17 protein-coding genes are annotated in these 20,801 nt (G+C 34.5%); 7 read left to right on the forward strand and 10 right to left on the reverse strand.

What is annotated here, in order from left to right; all coding sequences use genetic code 11:
• Positions 1 to 77: 77 nt before the first annotated feature.
• Positions 78 to 2,594, reverse strand: a complete 2,517-nt coding sequence (locus BTJ66_RS11070) for an MMPL family transporter (protein ID WP_099091013.1) — start codon at positions 2,592 to 2,594, stop codon at positions 78 to 80.
• 148 nt (positions 2,595 to 2,742) lie between these two features.
• On the opposite strand from BTJ66_RS11070, the gene BTJ66_RS11075 reads away from it, so the two are divergent.
• Complete coding sequence (locus BTJ66_RS11075) at positions 2,743 to 3,297, forward strand: TetR/AcrR family transcriptional regulator (protein WP_099091014.1); 555 nt, start codon at positions 2,743 to 2,745, stop codon at positions 3,295 to 3,297.
• A 71-nt stretch (positions 3,298 to 3,368) separates the two neighbouring features.
• Here the strand turns inward: BTJ66_RS11075 and pruA are convergent, their stop codons facing one another.
• Positions 3,369 to 4,913, reverse strand: a complete 1,545-nt coding sequence (pruA, locus tag BTJ66_RS11080; protein WP_099091015.1) for an L-glutamate gamma-semialdehyde dehydrogenase — start codon at positions 4,911 to 4,913, stop codon at positions 3,369 to 3,371.
• A 343-nt stretch (positions 4,914 to 5,256) separates the two neighbouring features.
• Between pruA and BTJ66_RS11085 the strand changes: the two genes are divergently transcribed.
• Complete coding sequence (locus tag BTJ66_RS11085; protein WP_099091016.1) at positions 5,257 to 6,327, forward strand: acyltransferase family protein; 1,071 nt, start codon at positions 5,257 to 5,259, stop codon at positions 6,325 to 6,327.
• A gap of 44 nt (positions 6,328 to 6,371) precedes the next feature.
• On the opposite strand, the gene BTJ66_RS11090 is transcribed toward BTJ66_RS11085, so the two are convergent.
• Positions 6,372 to 6,956 carry a DUF4064 domain-containing protein gene (locus tag BTJ66_RS11090; protein WP_099091017.1) on the reverse strand — a complete coding sequence of 195 codons (585 nt, stop codon included), beginning with the start codon at positions 6,954 to 6,956 and terminating at the stop codon, positions 6,372 to 6,374.
• A gap of 177 nt (positions 6,957 to 7,133) precedes the next feature.
• On the opposite strand from BTJ66_RS11090, the gene BTJ66_RS11095 reads away from it, so the two are divergent.
• On the forward strand, positions 7,134 to 7,919 hold the full coding sequence (locus BTJ66_RS11095) for a putative hydro-lyase (protein ID WP_099091018.1): 786 nt from the start codon (positions 7,134 to 7,136) through the stop codon (positions 7,917 to 7,919).
• A gap of 45 nt (positions 7,920 to 7,964) precedes the next feature.
• Here BTJ66_RS11095 and BTJ66_RS11100 read toward each other — a convergent pair whose 3' ends face one another.
• From BTJ66_RS11100 to BTJ66_RS11110, 3 genes are all read right to left on the reverse strand, one after another.
• Complete coding sequence (locus tag BTJ66_RS11100; protein ID WP_099091019.1) at positions 7,965 to 8,981, reverse strand: PTS sugar transporter subunit IIC; 1,017 nt, start codon at positions 8,979 to 8,981, stop codon at positions 7,965 to 7,967.
• A 432-nt stretch (positions 8,982 to 9,413) separates the two neighbouring features.
• Entirely contained in the window at positions 9,414 to 9,977 is a 564-nt protein-coding gene (locus tag BTJ66_RS11105) for a sugar O-acetyltransferase (RefSeq protein ID WP_099091020.1), read from the reverse strand.
• A gap of 29 nt (positions 9,978 to 10,006) precedes the next feature.
• A complete protein-coding gene (locus tag BTJ66_RS11110; protein ID WP_099091021.1) occupies positions 10,007 to 11,203 on the reverse strand; it encodes a DUF819 family protein in 1,197 nt (398 codons plus the stop codon).
• A 151-nt stretch (positions 11,204 to 11,354) separates the two neighbouring features.
• Here BTJ66_RS11110 and BTJ66_RS11115 point away from each other — a divergent pair, with 151 nt between their 5' ends.
• Positions 11,355 to 12,776 (forward strand): SLC13 family permease, encoded by a 1,422-nt coding sequence (locus BTJ66_RS11115; protein WP_099091022.1) that lies wholly within the window; start codon positions 11,355 to 11,357, stop codon positions 12,774 to 12,776.
• Between the two features lie 137 nt (positions 12,777 to 12,913).
• Positions 12,914 to 13,120: a hypothetical protein gene (locus tag BTJ66_RS11120; protein ID WP_099091023.1), complete on the forward strand. Its 207-nt coding sequence runs from the start codon at positions 12,914 to 12,916 to the stop codon at positions 13,118 to 13,120.
• 262 nt (positions 13,121 to 13,382) lie between these two features.
• Here the strand turns inward: BTJ66_RS11120 and BTJ66_RS11125 are convergent, their stop codons facing one another.
• The 3 genes from BTJ66_RS11125 to BTJ66_RS11135 all read right to left on the reverse strand — a co-directional run bounded on the left by BTJ66_RS11125 (position 13,383) and on the right by BTJ66_RS11135 (position 17,055).
• Positions 13,383 to 14,252, reverse strand: coding sequence for an SDR family oxidoreductase (locus BTJ66_RS11125; RefSeq protein ID WP_099091024.1), 870 nt, complete (start codon positions 14,250 to 14,252; stop codon positions 13,383 to 13,385).
• Between the two features lie 156 nt (positions 14,253 to 14,408).
• A complete protein-coding gene (locus BTJ66_RS11130; RefSeq protein WP_099091025.1) occupies positions 14,409 to 16,304 on the reverse strand; it encodes an FtsX-like permease family protein in 1,896 nt (631 codons plus the stop codon).
• Positions 16,294 to 17,055 (reverse strand): ABC transporter ATP-binding protein, encoded by a 762-nt coding sequence (locus tag BTJ66_RS11135; protein ID WP_099091026.1) that lies wholly within the window; start codon positions 17,053 to 17,055, stop codon positions 16,294 to 16,296. Before BTJ66_RS11135 ends, BTJ66_RS11130 begins: the two co-directional genes overlap by 11 nt.
• A 704-nt stretch (positions 17,056 to 17,759) precedes the next feature.
• On the opposite strand from BTJ66_RS11135, the gene BTJ66_RS11140 reads away from it, so the two are divergent.
• Together BTJ66_RS11140 and copZ are read left to right on the forward strand one after the other, a co-directional pair.
• Positions 17,760 to 20,144: a heavy metal translocating P-type ATPase gene (locus BTJ66_RS11140; protein WP_099091027.1), complete on the forward strand. Its 2,385-nt coding sequence runs from the start codon at positions 17,760 to 17,762 to the stop codon at positions 20,142 to 20,144.
• 50 nt (positions 20,145 to 20,194) lie between these two features.
• Entirely contained in the window at positions 20,195 to 20,401 is a 207-nt protein-coding gene (gene copZ, locus BTJ66_RS11145; RefSeq protein ID WP_099091028.1) for a copper chaperone CopZ, read from the forward strand.
• 126 nt (positions 20,402 to 20,527) lie between these two features.
• Here copZ and BTJ66_RS11150 read toward each other — a convergent pair.
• Positions 20,528 to 20,801: transposase (locus BTJ66_RS11150; RefSeq protein ID WP_193433031.1), on the reverse strand; the 274-nt coding region annotated here is incomplete at its 5' end.

Consider the following 20,801-nt stretch of genomic DNA (forward strand, 5'->3'; position numbering starts at 1 on the left):
GCAAAACTGATTGCTTATGGTGACTCATAAATAATTAAGCCATCTGTTGCAACTGCATTTTTCTGTCATTACTACTTTTATTTTTTATTGATTGCTTTCTCAATCAATTCGTTCAATTTACTGATATTTTCACTTTGTTGTGCTAATAATGACATCATATCATCATCATCTTTATTTGAATAATCTGTTCTTGACTGGCGATTGTCAGATGTTGACAGTTGATTTTGGTTATTTTCTTTCACTTGATAATCTTTCAATGCGCGGTACAAGAAATCATGTTGCGTCGTTTGTTGCGCAATGTCATCATATAGCGCGCGAGTTTGATTATCTAATTGAATACCATGTTCTGAGCGATAGCCGTCTTGTTTTTTAGGTTGTTGAATACTAAATGAACGGTCATAACTTTCATTTGTTTTATCATTACGTTGTTGTGATTGAGCTGGCATTTCACTTTGTAGTGCGTGCCCTTCAATATCAACGTGCGGTAATATTCTGCTTAACCAACTTGGCATATACCATGACGCTTTACCAAATAATTGTGTTAACGCTGGTATAAGCAAGAGGCGTACAACAAAGGCATCAAATAGAACACCAAAGCCAAGTGCAATACCCATCGATTTAATCATCACATCATCTTGGAATACGAAAGCGATAAACACACTGAACATAATCAATGCTGCTGCTACTACAACTGGACCACTTTCTTTAATTCCAACTTTAATTGAGTGCTCATTGTTTCCTGTCTTACTATATTCTTCATGAATACGAGACATTAAGAACACCTCATAATCCATTGCTAATCCAAAGAGTAAACCAATTGCAATAACTGGTAAGAATGCCAACAATGGACCTGTTGTATCAACACCGAAGAGACCTGACATGAAACCTTCTTGCATGATTAAAGTCGTAAAGCCAAGTGTTGCTATTAGTGATAACACAAATCCTAATACTGCTTTTAATGGAATAATAATGGAACGGAATACGACCATTAATAGAATAAATGCTAACGCAACAATTACACCTGCAAATAAAGGAATAGCTTCATTTAATTTTTGAGACATATCAATGTTAATGACACTTTGGCCAGAAACTTCTGTTTTAAAACCATAATCGTCTTTAGCATCATCGTTATAATCTCTTAAATCATGTACTAAGTCATTTGTAGATTGGGCGTTTGGTCCCTTTTCCGGGATGACTGCAATAAGTGCGTAATCTTTATTTTCACTTAATTGTGGTGGTGTCACCATATCTACATTATCCATTTTATCAATATCTTTAGTTACATCTTGTAAATCTTTTTGTAATGCTTGTGGATTGTCTTTTTGATCTTTCACATTTACAAGCATTGCGATTTGTCCGTTATAACCTTCCCCGAATTTATCGGAAATGATTTCATAAGCTTTGTGTTGAGTAGCATCTTCTGGTTTCATACCGTCATCTGGAATACCTAGTCTCATATTACTAATTGGTATTGCTGCAACGACTAATATAATTAAACCAATTAATACTGCAGCTAATGGTTTACCAACAACAAATTTAGACCAAGCTGTATCTACATCGTTATCAAATTCGGATTTAGTTTTTTTCGGTTGAATTTGTTTATGGAACACACTGATTAATGCTGGTAATAATGTCAGTGCGCTGATTACAGCGACTAAAACACTAATTGCTGACGCAAATCCCATGACTGCAAGGAAATCGATACCTACAAGTGATAAACCACACACAGCAATAATAACGGTCACACCAGCGAAGATAACTGCACTACCTGCTGTACCTACCGCTAAACCGATTGCTTTAATGTGATTAGACTCTGATTTAGCAATTTGTCTATATCTAAATAATATAAACAATGCATAGTCTATACCAACTGCCAAACCAATCATGACAGCTAATGTCAATGTTACATTTGGAATATCGAAAGCATACGTCAATAACGAAATAATACCGACACCTGAACCTAGGCCAAGTAATGCACTAACGATTGGCATACCTGCAGCAATAAATGAACCAAATGTAATCATTAGTACAACAAATGCTACAATGATACCAATTAATTCAGATGCGCCACCTATTTCTGTTGACTCCATACCCGTGCCCATGAGTTCAACTTGAACATTATGTTTATCTTCAAGCTTGTCTATTTCATCTTTTACTTTGTCTTTAGAATCTTGTCCTAATGAAGTAGCTGATACATCATAGTTAATATCTGCAAATGCAGTTGTTTTATCTTTACTAATCTGTTTATTCTCGTAAGGATCCGTTACATCTTTAACATCCTTATCGTCATCTTTAATATCTTTTAATGTATTTTTGATATCTTTAGTCATATCTTCTTTTGCGATGCCGTTGTCCGCATCACTTTTGAATACAGCCCTAATCTGGGCTTTTTCACTATCTTGATTAAATTCATCTTCAATCTTATCGTTCGTATCAAGCGATTGTAAGCCATTCATGGTGATGTCATTATCAAATTTGGGCGAACTAATTGTCAGGGGTATAATAATTGCAGCAAGTATAATAACCCACGCAATGATGCTCCACCATTTGTGCTTAGCAATGAACGAACCTAATTTATACAAAAACTTTGCCAAACTATTGCCTCCTTAATTAATCAACGTTATAGTTTAAATATATTGTGTAGATTATTTATATTCTTATCCTACAAGTACTTACCCTAATTTAAAAAGATTTAATTATGTAAAACTGTATGTTTAAACTACAGATAAGGAGAAATGTAGAATGAATGAAAAAGATCTTCGTGTAATCAAAACAAAACGCGCTCTTTCTCAAAATTTTTTCTCATTGCTTGAAAAACAAGAATTCTCAAGTATAACAGTCAACCAAATATGTAATGCAGCGTTAATACATCGTACAACATTTTACAAACATTTCTATGATAAATACGACTTACTTATATATTTAATCACTGAATTAACAGAAGACTATTTTTCAATCGATATTAAAGACCGCATTAATAATCCATTCACCATTTTAGATAAAACGATGACTAGTATTATAGAACTTCATAGAGTAAAAGAGAGACAAAGCGAAGACAAAGAGTTTGAACGTACTATCGCTAATCACTTCATTCGTGTATTACAAAATGATATCAAAGATAATGAACACCGTATCCTAGTCGAAGATGGCGTGCCAATGGATGTTGTATTTTATATTTATGGTGCTAGCCTTTTTGGTTTTATGGAGTGGATTCGCGAACATCATATTGATCTGCCACCGCAAGCAATAGATGAAATTTTCCATAAAATGGTTAATATTAAGGTCAAAGATGCTTAATTGCTATGAATCACAAAAAGCATCGTGCTCTAATAGCAGCACGATGCTTTTATAATTGATTGATATTATATTTAAAACATTTCTGACACGACTTTTTGTTCTAAGAAGTTTAATAAATAATCTGGGCTACCTGTCTTAGCGTCTGTACCTGACATTTTGAAACCACCAAATGGGTGATAACCAACAACTGCAGATGTACAACCACGATTAAGATATAAGTTACCAACATCATATGATTCAACCGCTTCTATCCAGTTTTCACGATTATTTGTAATCACTGCACCAGTTAAACCATAATCTGTATCATTCGCAATATCTAATAATTCTTCGAAGTCTTTACCTTTAACAAATCCTACAACCGGACCAAAAATTTCTTCTTGCATAATTTGATCACTCGATTTAAGATCTGCAATGATAGTAGGCTCTACAAAGTAACCAGTAGCATCATCTGTACCGCCACCTTGTTTTAGCTTACCTTCTTTACTGCCAATTTCGATATAGTTTTTAATTTTATCGAATTGTTTTTGATTAATAACTGGTCCCATATACGTATTATTTTCTGTATTGCCTACAGTTAAGTTTTTAGTTAATGCGACTGCTTTTTCTAACACTTCATCGTAAACATCTTTGTGTACGATAGCACGTGAACATGCAGAACATTTTTGACCAGAGAAACCAAATGCAGAAGATACAATCGATTCTGCTGCTAAATCTGTGTCAATATCTTTATCAACAACAATCGCATCTTTACCGCCCATTTCGGCGATAACACGTTTCAAGAATTGTTGTCCTTCTTGAACTTTAGCAGCTCTTTCAAATATTCTTGTACCCGTAGCACGTGAACCTGTAAATGTAACAAAGTGTGTGTGCACACTATCGACAAGGTAATCACCTATTTCTTTAGGATCACCTGGTACAAAATTCACAACGCCTTTTGGTAGTCCAGCTTCTTCTAAGATTTCCATTAATTTATATGCTGTTAATGGCGTATCTTCTGCTGGTTTTAAAAGTACAGTATTCCCTGCAACTACAGGCGCTAATGTTGTACCTGCCATGATTGCAAATGGGAAATTCCATGGTGGGATTGTTACACCTGTACCAATAGGTTTGTAGAAATATTGATTGTGTTCCCCTTCTCTATCTAATACAGGTTTACCATCTGCAAGTTCCATCATCGATCTTGCATAGTATTCAATGAAGTCAATACCTTCTGCAGCATCGCCGACCGCTTCATCCCATGGTTTGCCTGCTTCATAAACCATTACAGCGGAAATTTCCTCTTTTCGACGTCTAATAATAGCTGCAACTCTAATTAAAAATTCAGCACGGTCTTTGTGTGACCATCTCTTCCAAGATTTATAAGCTTCATTTGCAGCATCAAATGCGTCATCCACATCTTTTTGAGTTGCTTTTGAAACTTCTGCAATCACTTCAGTTGTATTTGCAGGATTGATAGACTGATACGTATCTTTTGTGAATTTCTCTTCTCCATTAATAACTAAAGGAATTTTTTGATTTAATTCACCTTTAACTTTTTTTAACGCCTCTTTAAATGATTCAACATTTTTGCTGTCTGTAAAATCTATGCCTGGTTCATTATGATAATTGACTACCATTTTTCTACCCCCATGTAAGTTTGTAAATAGAAAACTAAATGGAATGTTTCCATTCTTATTGTCATTGTATATGTATTACACAACAAATGCAATCGCTTACATAAACTTTTTTGGAAAATGAGTCGCTTTGAAGCTACCCATCAACAATCGCCTTGATTTCATATTATATTCATATTTTTTTATTGTGCAATGTATATACATTGCGTTTTTAGTTTTAATAATATATCATTTAAAATTCGAGTTAGGTTATATCCATTATGTTATTATTATAAATTATAAAACAATAACTTTTGTAATTTAATTAGATTTAAAAATACAAAAACAAGCGTGAGGTATGCTTTATATGAAAACATATACATCGGTTATATTCTGGATGCGAACGATAGCTTGTTTAAGTATTGTACTTATTCATTCTATTACAACTACTTTTAGTAAAATGGATTTTGTAGGGCATGGCACAGCAATTAGAGTACTTCAATTATTGCTTATGTTCAGCACGCCTTTATTTGTATTCATTTCAGAATTTTTGTTAGCCAAAAATTATCATGTTAAAACAAAGCCAGGTTTTTTTAAAAATAAATTAATTTATTTAGGTATTCCATATATAATTATTAATATTGGTATTTCCATATTTTACTTTGAATCAAAAACATTTGATCAATTTATGACACATCTAGGTGATACTATGTTCCATGGTGGCGCAGTTACATATTTCATTGTGATTATTTTTCAATTCTATATATTGCATATACTTTTTGCTAAATACCTTATTAAATGGAAACCTATCCCTGTTATTATTGGCGCTGTTATATTTGCTACAATTTATTGGGCATTTCGTCAATATGTTCCACAATCGGATCATCCTATTTTAGGTCTTTTTTGGGAACGGGAAGGGTGGATGCTCTTTTTAGGTTGGATTAGTTACTTCTTACTTGGATTTTATACAGGCATTTATTATGAAACGTTTATGAATAATATTAAAAAATATACATGGCCAATTATTATAGGAACAATGATTGCAACTGCTTTATTAATTGGAAATTATTTATTGGGTATAAGTACTTGGGTAGAATCAAAACGCTTTGATATACCTTTTTATGTAACAATGGTAATTTTAGTCTTTTTCTTATTTTCATCATATATTAAATATGTTCCTAAATTCGTACTATTTATAAGTAACTATTCTTTTTGCATCTATCTAACACATTATTTCTTTGTCCATGACTTAGGTTTGTTAAGAGCAGATAGTTCACTTAGAAATATTGCATTTAATTTCATTATTACAGTTACTGTGTCCATTTGTTTAGCCTATATGGTTAATTTATTTAAATATGGTAAATTTATCGTTGGCGGTATAGGACATATAAAATATGACAAAGTATATGAAAGTTATAGACACGGCAAAATGGATTAACTATTATAAAACCAGCTATCATGGTGATAGCTGGTTTTTATGTTTTATTTTTTATTTCGTTCTTGTCTGCTTAACTGTGGAGATGCCTTATCTAGCGAGTCTTCTTCATCTTCATTTCTCTTGTTACGTACTGTTTCGTTATATTGGGCATTACCATGTATCTTATTACGCATTCGCTGACTATGTTCATTATTTTCTTTTGGATACATTGCTTTATTATTTGTAAGATGGTTTTTCCTTGCTAATAACAAAATACCCGCAACTAGCCAAAGTATAGCCGTGATCCAATTTAGTACTAGTATGGTAATGATACCGAGTATGATCATTACCATACCAACTAATTTCGGAAGTTTATTTACTAACAATGCTGAAATCATGGCGATGACTGTAGCAATAATAGCGACGATTAATGCTGCGATAAATAGATTACTTGCTAAATCTATTAAATGCGCAGGATCTGTTTGTGTTGCATTTTGATTATATGCATCACTACTATTTAATAATGCAGTCAACTCGTTTTTGACACTCACATCATTAAAAAATGGCGCGATAATAGCCATTAAAAAAATTAAAACAAATTGTATCATAATGCCAATCCAAATCAGTATCTTTTCAGCAGTCCGTTTCATATGTCTCCTCCTATCGTCATCTGTATTAATTTATACCCTGCCTTATAACAACCTATGCACTTCTATTGAAGCTCTAATTTGTAGTAAGCTATACCTTGTTTTCCTTACACTTTTCTACCCTACTTTAATTACATTTTTTGTTAGAATAGTAATTATACATTAATAAGGGGTGATTTTTTGAACTTACAAGCAGCACAACCGAATATTTTAAGAAAAATGATTAAACAAGGCAAACTAACTGGTCATACGAGCGGAATGGCAAAAGGCTATGTACAAGCTAATGTAGTCATCCTACCTTCCAAATACGCATATGACTTTTTATTATTTTGTTTTAGAAATCCTAAGACATGTCCCTTGCTAGACGTTGCCGAAAAAGGAAGTAAATCTTTTATAAATTATGCCGCTAATGCCGATATCAGTACTGAAGTTGCATCTTATCGCGTATATCATCATGGTAAATTCACCGAAACTCGAGCGCACATAGATGATTTATTTACTGAAGACATGGTTAGTTTCTTAATAGGCTGTAGCTTTACATTCGAACATGCTTTACTAGATGCCGGTATTCCTATACGACATATTGAAGAAAATCATAATGTACCTATGTATATAACCAATAAACCTGTGAACCCAAGTGGTCAATTCAAAGGCAATATGACCGTCAGTATGAGACCAATGACTATGGAACAAGCAATTAAGGCCACAGAGATTACCACGCACTTTAAAAATGTCCATGGAACACCTATACATATTGGTAATCCTGCTGAAATAGGTATCAAACAACTTTCTAAACCAGATTTTGGTGAGCCTGTATTGATAAAAGAAAACGAAGTTCCCGTATTCTGGGGATGCGGTGTAACACCTCAATCTGTAGCATTAGATGCCAAACCAGAGATAATGATGACGCATGCACCCGGACAAATGTTTATTACAGATGTCCCTGATAATCAATTGAGTAACTAAATAAAACGCTTCGATGTCATAATTTATATAACATCGAAGTGATTTTTATCTTGTTTCTATATCTTCCTTTGAAACAATTGGATAATTTTTAAATATTACTGAACATACATAACCGACAATTAATCCTATAACAGCAATAATCGCGCCATAAATAAATATTTTAATCGGATTATTGAAACCGAACATTACTAAAAACCCTGCTAACGGTGTTGCAGTACCTGTAGCATCATTAATCATACCCGATGACGCAATCACAGCACCGGCTAATGCACCACCAATAAAATTAGCTGTGTATATGGGAACTGGGTTTGCTGATACTACATCTGCTTGCGATAAAGGTTCGATGCATACAGCAATTCTAGATTTACGGTCTCCTAGTTTTAATTTATTGAACATTGTGCCATTAATAAATGATGACGCAAAAGATACCATAGCCGCTATTGCCATTGGCATACCAGTTAAGCCAAGTAAGGCTGTTAAAGCCATCGAACTTAACGGTGCCGTACCTACAACGGTTATAACCCCTCCTAGTATAACACCCATTATAATTGGGCTAACCTCGGTAGAGCTTTGAATAATATCTCCAATCTTTAATAATGAATTATTCACTAATGGTGTAACTCCGGTTGCTACTAATCTTGCTAATGGTGCAATGATTAAAATACCTACTATGAGGTCAACACCATCAGGCACTTTACGTTCAGCATATTTCATTAAATAACCAATAGCATAGCCAGCAACAAACCCAGGTATTAAATCTAGTCCGCCACACGCTGCAGCAATAACTAATGCGTATACTGGGGAAACACCTATCGCAAGTGATACTAAACCAGCTGCTGCAACACCGCCTAAGCCACCTGCTGCATTACCTAGATCTCCTAAAAATGAAATACCTAGTAAATCTCCACCAACATATTTGTGGAATGCTTCCACTAAAAAAGTCGCAATAGCTGCGTTTGCTAAAGCGCCCATGGCTCTCATACCCATAGGCGCTCGATATGTAAAGAGTGTAAAGAGTGCTAACACTACAATTAAAAATAACGTACCAATCAAAATATCCATTTCTTATTTCCTCTTTCCTATCCTAGAAGTAGCTAATATATGTACGGAAATAATTTTTTCAATCATTTGCTTGCTCGTTTTGTGCAAATATTTTATTAATTATTACTCCTACTATTTCACTCATATTTATATTAACATAAATTCTTTTTATATTCCGAGCAATTTTATTATTTCTTAATTAAGCTCCGCGGAATATTTCAATAGATACGTTTAATTATTTTTAATATATTACACAATTATATATTTGTTTTTTCTTGCAAATAACTTGAGTTATTTTTTGTTTTTACTTTTTAATTTGAATCGTTGATTTTAAAATAAGCGTGCGAAATCAATATAACTGCTCTAGATTTCGTACGCTCATTCTGTGTATGAATATGAAATTTTTAACATATTAGTCTAAATACACTTCAAATTATTACCATACTATTTAATTTATTTATTGTTAATATCCTGAATCGGTTTGGCTGGTGTACCTACCGCTAGAACATTCGATGGTATATCTTTCGCTACAACACTGCCGGCACCAATCACTGAACCTTCACCAATCGTTACGCCGGGTAATACAACTACATTAGCGCCTAACCAGACATTAGATTCAATATGAATCGGCAGTGCTTTCTCTAGGCCAATGTTACGTTCCTTGTATTCTAATGGATGCACCGCAGTATACAAGCCACAACTTGGACCGATAAATACATGATCACCAATAAATATTTTGCCCCCATCCATAAAATAACAATCATGATTAATAAAAATGTCTTCACCTAAAAAAATATTATAACCATAATCCGTTTGAAAAGGACTTAAAAGTTCTATAGATTTCGGTTCATAATTCAATAATTTGCCAATTATTTTAAGACGCGCTTCCTTATCACTCGGTTGAATGTGGTTTAATTCAAAGCATAAATCCTTCGCCTTCATGCGCTCAACGTCCAATGATTCATCAAAGTTAGCATCATACCATTCTCCTGCTAACATTTTCTCTTTTTCACTCATGTAAAAAACACCTCCAATTTATTTTAAGTTCATCCTAGAAAAGTCAGCCATTGATACATTACGGTTCCAGCATAATTTCCTATAACATAACCTAATGTCCCAACGATTAATATTGGACCAACTAAACCTGACCATCCTTTGCTTATAGCTAATGCAGCAGCAGTGGTAGGACCACCAGCAGTTGCATTGCTCGCAAGTAAAATTTCTTCTATTTTAAAATTGAAAATTTTACCTATAAACAAGCTTAGCCCAAGATTAAAGACAAGGATAATTATAACAAAGATAAACAATAAAGGAGCCGTTGTTATTATCGTAGCAAAAGAAGCAGGTGTCCCAATAACCACGAAGAAAATATAAATTAGAAAAGTGCCAATTTCTGAAGACCCTGCTAAATTTTCAAAGAAATCTCCCCATACCGTTACTGCGATTAATGTCAATGAAGTTAACAATAAGTAAGGATCTCCAAAAAAAGAAACAATCAATGTAAGGAAAACATTATGCTTTGGTATCCAATGCTGTATCAGTTCTGCACCTTTAAAACTTATTGCCACAAGTGTTACAGCACTTGCTAAGGAACAAGCGATATCTAATAATTGAATTTTTTTAGGTTCCCAATAGGACTGTTGAGATGCTAATGTACTATCTCTTTTATAATCACTTTTAAAACGTTTTTTAATTAATGGTAATGATGGTAGTGCAATTAACAACATAAAGTAAAGTGCCATAACACTATTATCTGCTACAACTGTTGATGAAATCATATCGCTTGGTGTTTCAAGCTTCGAACTTAATGCCGCAAAGTTGACGCCCCCTCCAATATAACTTCCCGTCATCATAGCCCCTATTTTATTCAAATAAGGAATCCAGTGGTTCAATGCTAAAAAACTTACAGTCGTGCCAATCATCGTTCCTATCGAAGCAACTAAAAAAATCAATAATAGCCTTCTACTTTCTTTCCAAATCTTTAATATGTTAGAACTAAATAACAATAATGGAATTGATAACGGTACAACATAATCCCACACTGTGTCATATACTGGTGAACTCGTTGGAATCACTTTAAAATTTGACAGTAACATCGCTCCCACGAGTGCTATAATCGCGCCTGAAATCGTACTTGCCCATTGATAGCGCTGTTCCAAGAATAAACTCACCGTTGCCCAAACAATTATGATTGCCCACAATACCCACGTATCATCTTTAGCTATCAGTGCCCCAGTTATCATAAAACGCCCCCTTCATAAATTATCACTCGTTTAATTCATTCTACCAGTTTCAACAATCTATTTTTATAATTTTCTGAAAAATCAATTGTTTATACAGTTGTAAATTGATATTCTTACTGATACAGGGTTACAAACAAGGGGGATTTACATTATGAAACAAAAAATCGGATTAATCTTAGGACCATTGCTCTTTATTATCTTTTATTTCGTTCCTGCCATTACAGGTTTAGAAGATGCACCTAGAGCAGTATTGGCAGTGACGTTATTCGTAGCCACATGGTGGATTACAGAAGCGATTCCCATTCCTGCGACTTCTTTAATTCCACTTATTCTCTTACCTTTAACCGGTGGCACTGAAGAAGTTATCGCAGCTAGTGCATATGCAGATCCAATTGTATTTATGTACATGGGTGGGTTTATCATTGCATTAGCGATAGAAAAGTGGAATTTACATAAACGTATTGCAATGACAATCATTTCCATGATGGGAACAAATAGCAATCGTATTATTTTAGGCACTATGATTGCCACTGCTTTTATATCTATGTGGATTTCAAATGCCGCTACAGCACTCATGATGCTACCAATCGCCTTAGCACTTATCCAAGAAATTAAAGATGCACAATTTCTCAAACCAGAATCTGCGAGTAAATTTAGCAAAGCACTGTTGCTCACTGTCGCTTACTCAGCTTCTATCGGTGGGCTTGCTACACTCATTGGTTCGGTACCAAATGCAGTATTTGCTGCCGTTGCTTCTTCAAGTCTTGATAGAAAAGTATCATTCGCTCAATGGATGATCTTTGCTGTCCCGTTGACAGTAATTTTATTAGTCATTCTCTATTTCCTATTGACCAAATGGTTATTTAAAATTGAAGATGCTGACCAAATATCATCCGATTTTGCTAAAAAAGCTTTGCATGATTTAGGGCCAATGTCTAAAGAAGAGAAATTAACTGGACTTGTCTTTTTATGTGTGAGTTTATTATGGATCTTCGGTGGCCTTTTACCCGAAGCACTACATATTACAGACACTATTATCGCTATGTTTGGTGCTGTATTGTTATTCCTAATTCCTGCTAAATCGGCTAAAGGTGGCCTACTCGTATGGGATGATATGAATCAATTGCCTTGGGGAATACTGCTTCTTTTTGGTGGTGGCTTATCTTTAGCAGCTGCATTTGAAGATTCCGGACTGACAACATGGTTCGGTGGCATGTTAGGCATTGTCAAACCACTACCATTAATACTCATTGTCCTTGTACTCACAACTGCAATACTATTTTTGACAGAAGTGATGTCGAATACCGCGGTTTCAAATATGTTAATGCCAATTAGTATCGGTTTTGCCGCAGCCATAGGCCAAGATCCATTTATCATAATGGGTATTGTTGCTGTGTCTTCTACTTGTGCCTTTATGCTACCTATTTCAACACCGCCAAATGCTGCAGTATTTAGTTCCGATGAATTAGACATGAAAGATATGGTCAAGGCTGGATTTGTGCTCAATATTTTTGCAATTATTGTTATTTCACTCTTCTCTTATTTTTGGTTACCTATCGCATTCGGATTATAATTTAGACGGCGCCTTACAAATCATTGTAACGTGCTATACTGCTAAGGTATGATGGAACATCTATACTAGGGACGCATGTTAAATTGGGTAACAGAGTTTACACTAAGTATATAAACTTATAAAAGGAGTCAATAATTATGAAATTTTTAATTAAAGGAGTCATTGCTATCGTCATCATCCTTGGTGTTGTGAAGACCTTTGAAGAACACGATGTAGCTGCAGAGGCAACAAATTATTATAACCAAGTTAAAAATGGTGAAATACTACAAAGTATTGAAAATGTAAACTTTGACGGTTTAAAAAATTTGGATATCGAAAAGTTGATTCCTTCTGATTTCTTTTAACGTTTATAACCTCTTCTAAGTCTTACACCCATGTTTCAAATGGTATGCTATACAATTGCACACACTAGCAAGAATAACTGTCCTTATCTATGTAAAGTGTGCTGAATAGCGTTCTAAGTCGACCTTCAGACAACACGAGGTTGCGACAAAATTAGTCGCAACCTCGTGTTTGTATTTATAAGCAATATGATTGAATCAATACACGCTAGCACAATAAAAACGCACCTTTTTCAGGTACATCTGCTTTATTTAATCGCTAAATTTAAGAGGTGATATAATCTCCACCATTAACATGAATAACTTGACCAGTGATATATGAACTGTCTGCATAAGATGCTAAGAATACATAGGCAGGCGCAAGTTCTGCTGGCTGTCCTCTTCTACCCATCGGTGTTTCACCGCCTTGATGTTCCACTTTGTCTTCAGAAAAAGTGGCTGGTATAAGCGGTGTATATATTGGACCTGGGGCAACTGCATTGACTCTGATCCCTTTATTTACCAATGTTGTCGCTAATGAGCGTGTAAATGCAACAATCGCACCTTTAGTAGCTGAATAATCAATAAGATGTGCAGATCCTCTATAAGCCGTTACACTCGTTGTATTAATGATTGCGTCACCTTCTTTTAAATGTGGCACTGCCGCCTGAGATAAATACATCATGCCAAATATATTTGTTTCAAAGGTTTCTTTGATTTGCTCAGGCGTGATATCTTCGAAATGGTTTTGTGGAAATTGAACGCCACCATTATTTACTAAAATATTCAATTTACCAAAGTCAGTTATTACATCAGTAATTAATTTTTGTGAATCTTCAACTTTTTTCAAATCATGGGTATACGCTTTTACAGTAACTCCTAACGACGTTATTTGTTCTACTACCGCTTCAGCATCCTCTTGCTCATCATAATAGCCAATAGCTACATCGGCGCCTTCTTTTGCAAAAAGCACTGCAATAGAACGCCCTATACCAGAGTCACCACCCGTGATTAATGCAACTTTACCTTTTAACTTGCCACCACTTTTATAGTCTGTCATTTCAGTTAAAGGTTGTGGATCCATATCTTTTTGTATACCTGGTTGTTTATCTTGTGTGTAACCTTTAATTTGGTTATGAAAATCTACTAAATTCATACTTATACACCCTTCCATTATTACTTCCATTCGTTGATAAATACCACTTTATTAAAAACACAAACATAATTAACCTAAAATTGATTGAGAACAATACTTTAATACTATATAAAACACTGCAACATTGTTCGTTGCAGTGTTCTAATTTAAATGTTATTAAATTGAATGTTTCACGATTCGACTTGAATGTACAAACGCCAATATCGCAAAAATACCATATACAATTGAATATGCACCCATGACAATATAAATAGGTGTCATCGTCGAACTACCCATAAGTAGCATAAATGCTTTCGCTGCAAAATAAGCATGTAATAAGGACACAATTAATGGCAAACCAAAATTAAAAATGACTTTAAGACCTAGTCCCTTCAACATATCTTCATGCGTGTAGCCAATCTTGCGTAAAATACGGAAGTTTGGAATTTCATCTTCTGTTTCATCCATTTGTTTAATATAGATGATACAACCAGCCGCTACTAAGAATGCCAATCCTAAGAACGCAGTAACAAATAGCATAATACCTACCGATTCATTTAAAGAGGCTCGTTCTGCTTTTTGCGGTCTTATATCTGGATTAATTGATTTAGCAATTTTATTTGCTTCTTTCCAATCACTTTGGTTTTTCAAATTATATCCATATTGATAACCTGTATCTTCAGCATTTTCCTTCAATTGTTTGTATTTATCATCACTGACAATAAGTACAGGACCACCAAGGCTCAATTCATTACTAAAATGTATGTCTTCGTCGCTGTCTATGACATTAAAAGATTGAGACGGATGACCTTTCAGTTTAATTATCCCTTCATCATGATGTTGTACAAATCCGCCAGCCGCCACCAAATTGGTCATCTTAGCATTGTGCTCAGTAATATCTTTGTCTTTAAAATATTGATTGCTAGTTACGAACAATTCATTTGGCTGTATACTTCCAACACCTCTATTTGTCTCAAAATAGCTATCTTTACTCACTTTCAATCTTGCTAATTCTTTATATTTTTCATCATAACGGATATGCGCTTGGTTTAATTTATTTTCAAATTGTTCTGCTTGATTATGCGCTTTAAAAATAAAATCGTGCGGAGACGTTAACTTCACATTATCGTCAATCGTTGATTTACTAATTGCTCCAAAGCATAGCACTGTTACCGTTACTGCAGAAATAGTCGCTATAATTGTTAAAGATAATGCATTTTTCTTCATTCTATGCATAATAGAAGACGTAAAAACGACATCGGTGATAGATACTTTTCCGCGTTTAGTATTTTTAAGTGTCTTGAAAATAACAGATACTGAACTTCTGAAAAATAAATACGCGCCCACTACTGTTAGGAAAAGTATAACAAAGGGTGTCAGCATCATACCTCCAGAAAATTTCCCAAACATTTCTGTCGACATATAGTAACCGAATATAATCATTACGATACCTAACACGCCGGAGATCACTTCTATGATGGATATATTATTTTTAGTCGCTTCTGATTTTGAACTATCCTTCATCATTGATAAAATACTACGTCTACTCAAAAAGACAAAACTTTGTATCATAATTAACGCCATTGCTACAATGACAAGTATAGCTGTTTGTGTCACAGCAGGAAATTGAAATGTTAATGATACACTTGTGCTAATATCTAATATTTTAAGTACAATCATCAACAAAATTTTCGATCCAAATATACCTACAATAATGCCAATCACACTGGTTACGAGAAACATCGCTATTTGTTCTATCAATATCATACGTAAAATATTAGACCTTGTAAGACCAATTAATTGATATAAAGCAAATTCACGTGTCCGTCTTTTGACAAATAACTGGTTCGCATATAATAAAAATACAATTATAATAACGAACAGAAAATATGCACCAACGACAGACCCCTTTTTAATGACTACCATAGAGTCCGCATTATTGATACTATCTGTGTACTTTAATGTTACAAAGCTAAAATACAATACGATACTTATAATGAGTGAAAAAATATACATCGCATAGTGCCGTATATTTTGTTTTAAATTTTTTAGTACAATTTGGTTAAAGCTCATGTGCCACACCACCTAAGGCTGTTTGCATATGAATGATGTTTTTGTAAAAAGCCTGGTTCGTGTCTTCACCCTGATAAATTTCTGAATGAATATTACCATCTTTCAACATGATAACTCTATTCGAGTAACTTGCTGCAACTGGATCATGAGTTACCATAACAATGGTCGCATGCGTATTTTCATTCAAATCTTCAAGTCTGTGTAATAAGTCCTGTGCACTTTTAGAATCTAATGCACCTGTAGGTTCATCCGCAAAGATAATTGCAGGTTTATGTACAGATGCCCGTGCTGCTGCTGTACGTTGTTGTTGCCCACCTGAAATTTCATTGGGATACTTGTCACCTAATTCTTGAATACCTAGAGCTTTAGTTACTTCTGTATAATTTTGTTCTTTGTCAGCTTTCGACATTTTTTGAATCGATAAAGGTAACATAATGTTTTCCTTAACTGTAAGTGTATTTAAAACACTATAATCTTGGAAAATAAAACCCACTTCTTTTTTTCTAAAATCTGCCAATGCTTTATTACTCATTTTATTTAATAAATGACCATTGATTTCAACTGTGCCGCTTGTTATATAATCGATAGAACTCAATACATTTAATAATGTTGTCTTGCCGGAACCTGAAGGACCCATAATTGTTACAAATTCGCCCTTTTCAATAGAAAAATTAATCCCTTTGAGTACTTCTTGTTGACGATGTCTATTGCCATAACGTTTTGTTAGTCCTTCTACTTTTAATATGGACATATCAATCACTCCTTACTATCTGTATAATCCTAGTTTATCGAAACACGCGTTACTTTTCGTTTGTTTCAGCTAACAAATTTTTCGGTTAAAATGACAAACCTGTCACATCAATAAAGTTTATAAGACTAAAACCTTAAGATAACGATTTATAACCCATAATATATTAGCTTAATTCAATTTTAAATAAAGACGTATAAGCGATGACAAATGAATTCGAATAAGAATGGTTAAACACATCACCAACACCCACATGTCGCTTATTATTGTTACTACATGAGTACTTATTCCAGAAGTGGTACGGTATCATATTCAATAATCGCTAATACCCTTTTACAAAGTATAAAAACCGAAAGTAAAAACAGCTTAAACCAAATTCAAAAACACGTTTGGCAAGAACTTTTAGGTATTGCCCAGAATTTTATAATTGTAGATTCTGTGCCTATGTAGTACTAATTCCATAATCAAACAAATGAATCAAGATTAGGTAGCATATAAGACCATTTTTTTAATTTTAAACAAAATACATATATAAGCAAACCTTAGGCGAAATATGGTCTAGGGTTTGAATTCGTTATCGTTTCTTTTAAACACTGTATTTGACTTTTATACCTACCAGGGGTATATTATAATTGTAAAATAAATGAAGTCATTGCACCATTTTATAATTAACAATGCTCATTTTAAACAAAAGGAGGTAACAGCATATGACTGAACAGAAAAAAACGACAATAGGTATTACTGGAATGACATGTGCTGCTTGTGCCAATCGCATTGAGAAAAATTTAAATAAACTAGATGATGTCGATGCAAATGTAAATGTGACAACTGAAAAAGCTACAATATCTTATAACCCAACGTCAATATCAACGAATGATTTAACAAACACCATAGAAAAAACAGGTTATGGTGTGTTAAATGAAACGACTGAGTTAGATGTCATTGGCATGACATGTGCAGCATGTTCCAATCGGATTGAAAAAGTATTGAATCGTGTTGATGGTGTAAATCAAGCAACAGTTAATTTAACAACTGAGAACGCTACGATTTCATATAACCCTAATTCAACTTCTGTTGAAGCATTAATTAAAAAAATCCAGAAAATAGGTTATGATGCACAACCTAAAAAAGAAGTTGCTGATAAAGATTCACAAAAAAAATTAGAACTAAAAGGCAAATTAACTAAATTAATCATTTCTGCATTGTTGGCAGCGCCACTCTTACTAACAATGTTTGTGCATCTTTTCGGCATACAAATGCCAGCTCTTTTGATGAACCCTTGGTTCCAATTTGTATTAGCCACACCGGTGCAATTTATTATCGGCTGGCAATTTTATGTAGGTGCATACAAAAATCTAAAAAATGGGTCAGCCAACATGGATGTACTTGTTGCTTTAGGTACAAGTGCTGCCTACTTTTACAGTCTATATGAGATGGGCAAATGGCTATTCAATTCAATTGCTACGCCTCATCTATACTTTGAAACGAGCGCCGTATTAATCACACTGATTTTATTTGGTAAGTATTTAGAAACTCGAGCAAAAACGCAAACAACCAATGCATTGAATAAACTGCTAAATCTTCAAGCAAAAGAAGCTCGTGTGTTACGGAACAATAAAGAACAAATGATACCTTTAAGTGATGTGATTGAAGGTGATTATTTAATCATTAAACCTGGAGAAAAAATACCCGTAGACGGTAACATAATTAAAGGCAATACTTCTATCGATGAATCAATGCTAACTGGAGAATCTATGCCTGTTGAAAAGATGATAAATGATAGCGTTATTGGTTCAACGATGAATAAAAATGGTTCTATTACAATAGAAGCAACTAAAATAGGACAAGACACTGCACTAGCTTCAATTATAAAAGTAGTTGAAGAAGCACAGGGTTCAAAAGCCCCAATACAACGTCTTGCTGATATTATATCAGGTTTTTTCGTACCTATAGTTGTAGGGATCTCAGTATTGACCTTTATTATATGGATTTCGTTAGTTCGACAAGGTCAATTTGAACCCGCATTAATTGCTGCAATCACAGTTCTTGTTATTGCTTGCCCTTGTGCATTAGGATTAGCGACACCTACATCGATAATGGTTGGAACTGGGAAAGCTGCAGAAAATGGTATTTTATTTAAAGGTGGCGAACATATCGAACGCACCCACCAAATAAATACCGTTGTATTAGATAAAACAGGTACCATTACCAATGGTAAACCTGTCGTTACGGACTTTGTTGGAGACAATGAAGCATTACAATTATTAGCTAGTGCGGAAAAGGGTTCAGAACACCCACTAGCTGAGGCAATTGTAAATTATGGTCAATCAAAAGGTATTCAATTATTAGAGGCAACTGATTTTGAAGCGATACCCGGCTACGGTATTAAGGCGAAAATAGCTGGACAACGTTTAGTTGCAGGTAATCGCAAATTAATGAATGAGCAACACATCGATATAAAAGATTCGGAAGACACCATGACTCAATTTGAAAATGATGGTAAGACGGCGATGTTCATTGCAATTAATCAAGCGTATAGCGGTATTATTGCTGTTGCAGACACCGTTAAAGATTCTACAACTTCTGCTATTACGCAATTGCACGAGCTCGATATTAAAGTCGTTATGTTAACCGGTGACAATGAACGTACCGCACAAGCTATTGCCAGTCAAGTTGGTATCGATACTGTCATTGCGCAAGTGTTGCCAGAAGAAAAATCATCTCAAATAAAATCACTGCAAGCTCAAGGTAAGACAGTGGCAATGGTCGGCGATGGTGTTAATGATGCGCCAGCCTTAGTCCAAGCGGACATTGGTATTGCTATTGGTACTGGAACAGAAGTCGCAATAGAAGCTGCTGATGTTACGATTCTTGGCGGTGATTTATTGCTGATACCAAAAGCCATCAAAGCTAGTAAATCAACGATACGCAATATTCGTCAAAACTTATTCTGGGCATTTGGTTATAACATCGCAGGTATACCAATTGCTGCGCTTGGTTTGCTCGCACCGTGGATTGCTGGTGCTGCCATGGCCCTAAGTTCTGTCAGTGTTGTGACAAATGCGTTAAGATTAAAACGTATGAAATTATAGCATTGTGTTAGAATTACTGTTCAATATTATTTTATGAGGAGGTGCTTGATATGACTACAGAAACAATTAAAATAGAAGGTATGAGTTGCGACCACTGCAAACGTGCCGTAGAAACTGCGCTCACCAATCTTGACGGTGTATCAACAGCTAACGTTAGTCTAGAAGCAGGTCATGTTACAGTAGATTTTGACAATAACAAAGTTGCAATGTCTCATATGACCGAAGCGATAGAGGACCAAGGTTACGATGTAAAATAGATAAAAAAAGAGGGTGCTTAATCATGTTAAGCACCCTCTCAGAACGTTGACAAACCTTTCGCAAATAGACGCGAAGGGTTTGTTTATTTCCTATTTATATAGTTTTTCAAAAAAGCTAGTGGTCTTTCAGACCATTGCTGGTCCTTTTACTAGCCACATTGCGATTTTTTTAAGATTCATGGCTGCACAAATTAGCGTGGTATCCATGGAAACTTTGTCATGTCCTTTATATCTCGTCCATCGCATACCATGCTGCTCTTTTGCATCACCAAATCTTCTCTCTATTGTTTGACTTCGCATTTTATATTGTTTTTTTACTGTATCCACAAACCTTAAATCTTCAACTATATCTAAATCATCTTGCCAAACATGTCTTCTAATTTGTTTTATGGCATCTTTA

The organism is Staphylococcus edaphicus (genome assembly GCF_002614725.1).
In the GTDB taxonomy this organism is placed as follows: domain Bacteria; phylum Bacillota; class Bacilli; order Staphylococcales; family Staphylococcaceae; genus Staphylococcus; species Staphylococcus edaphicus.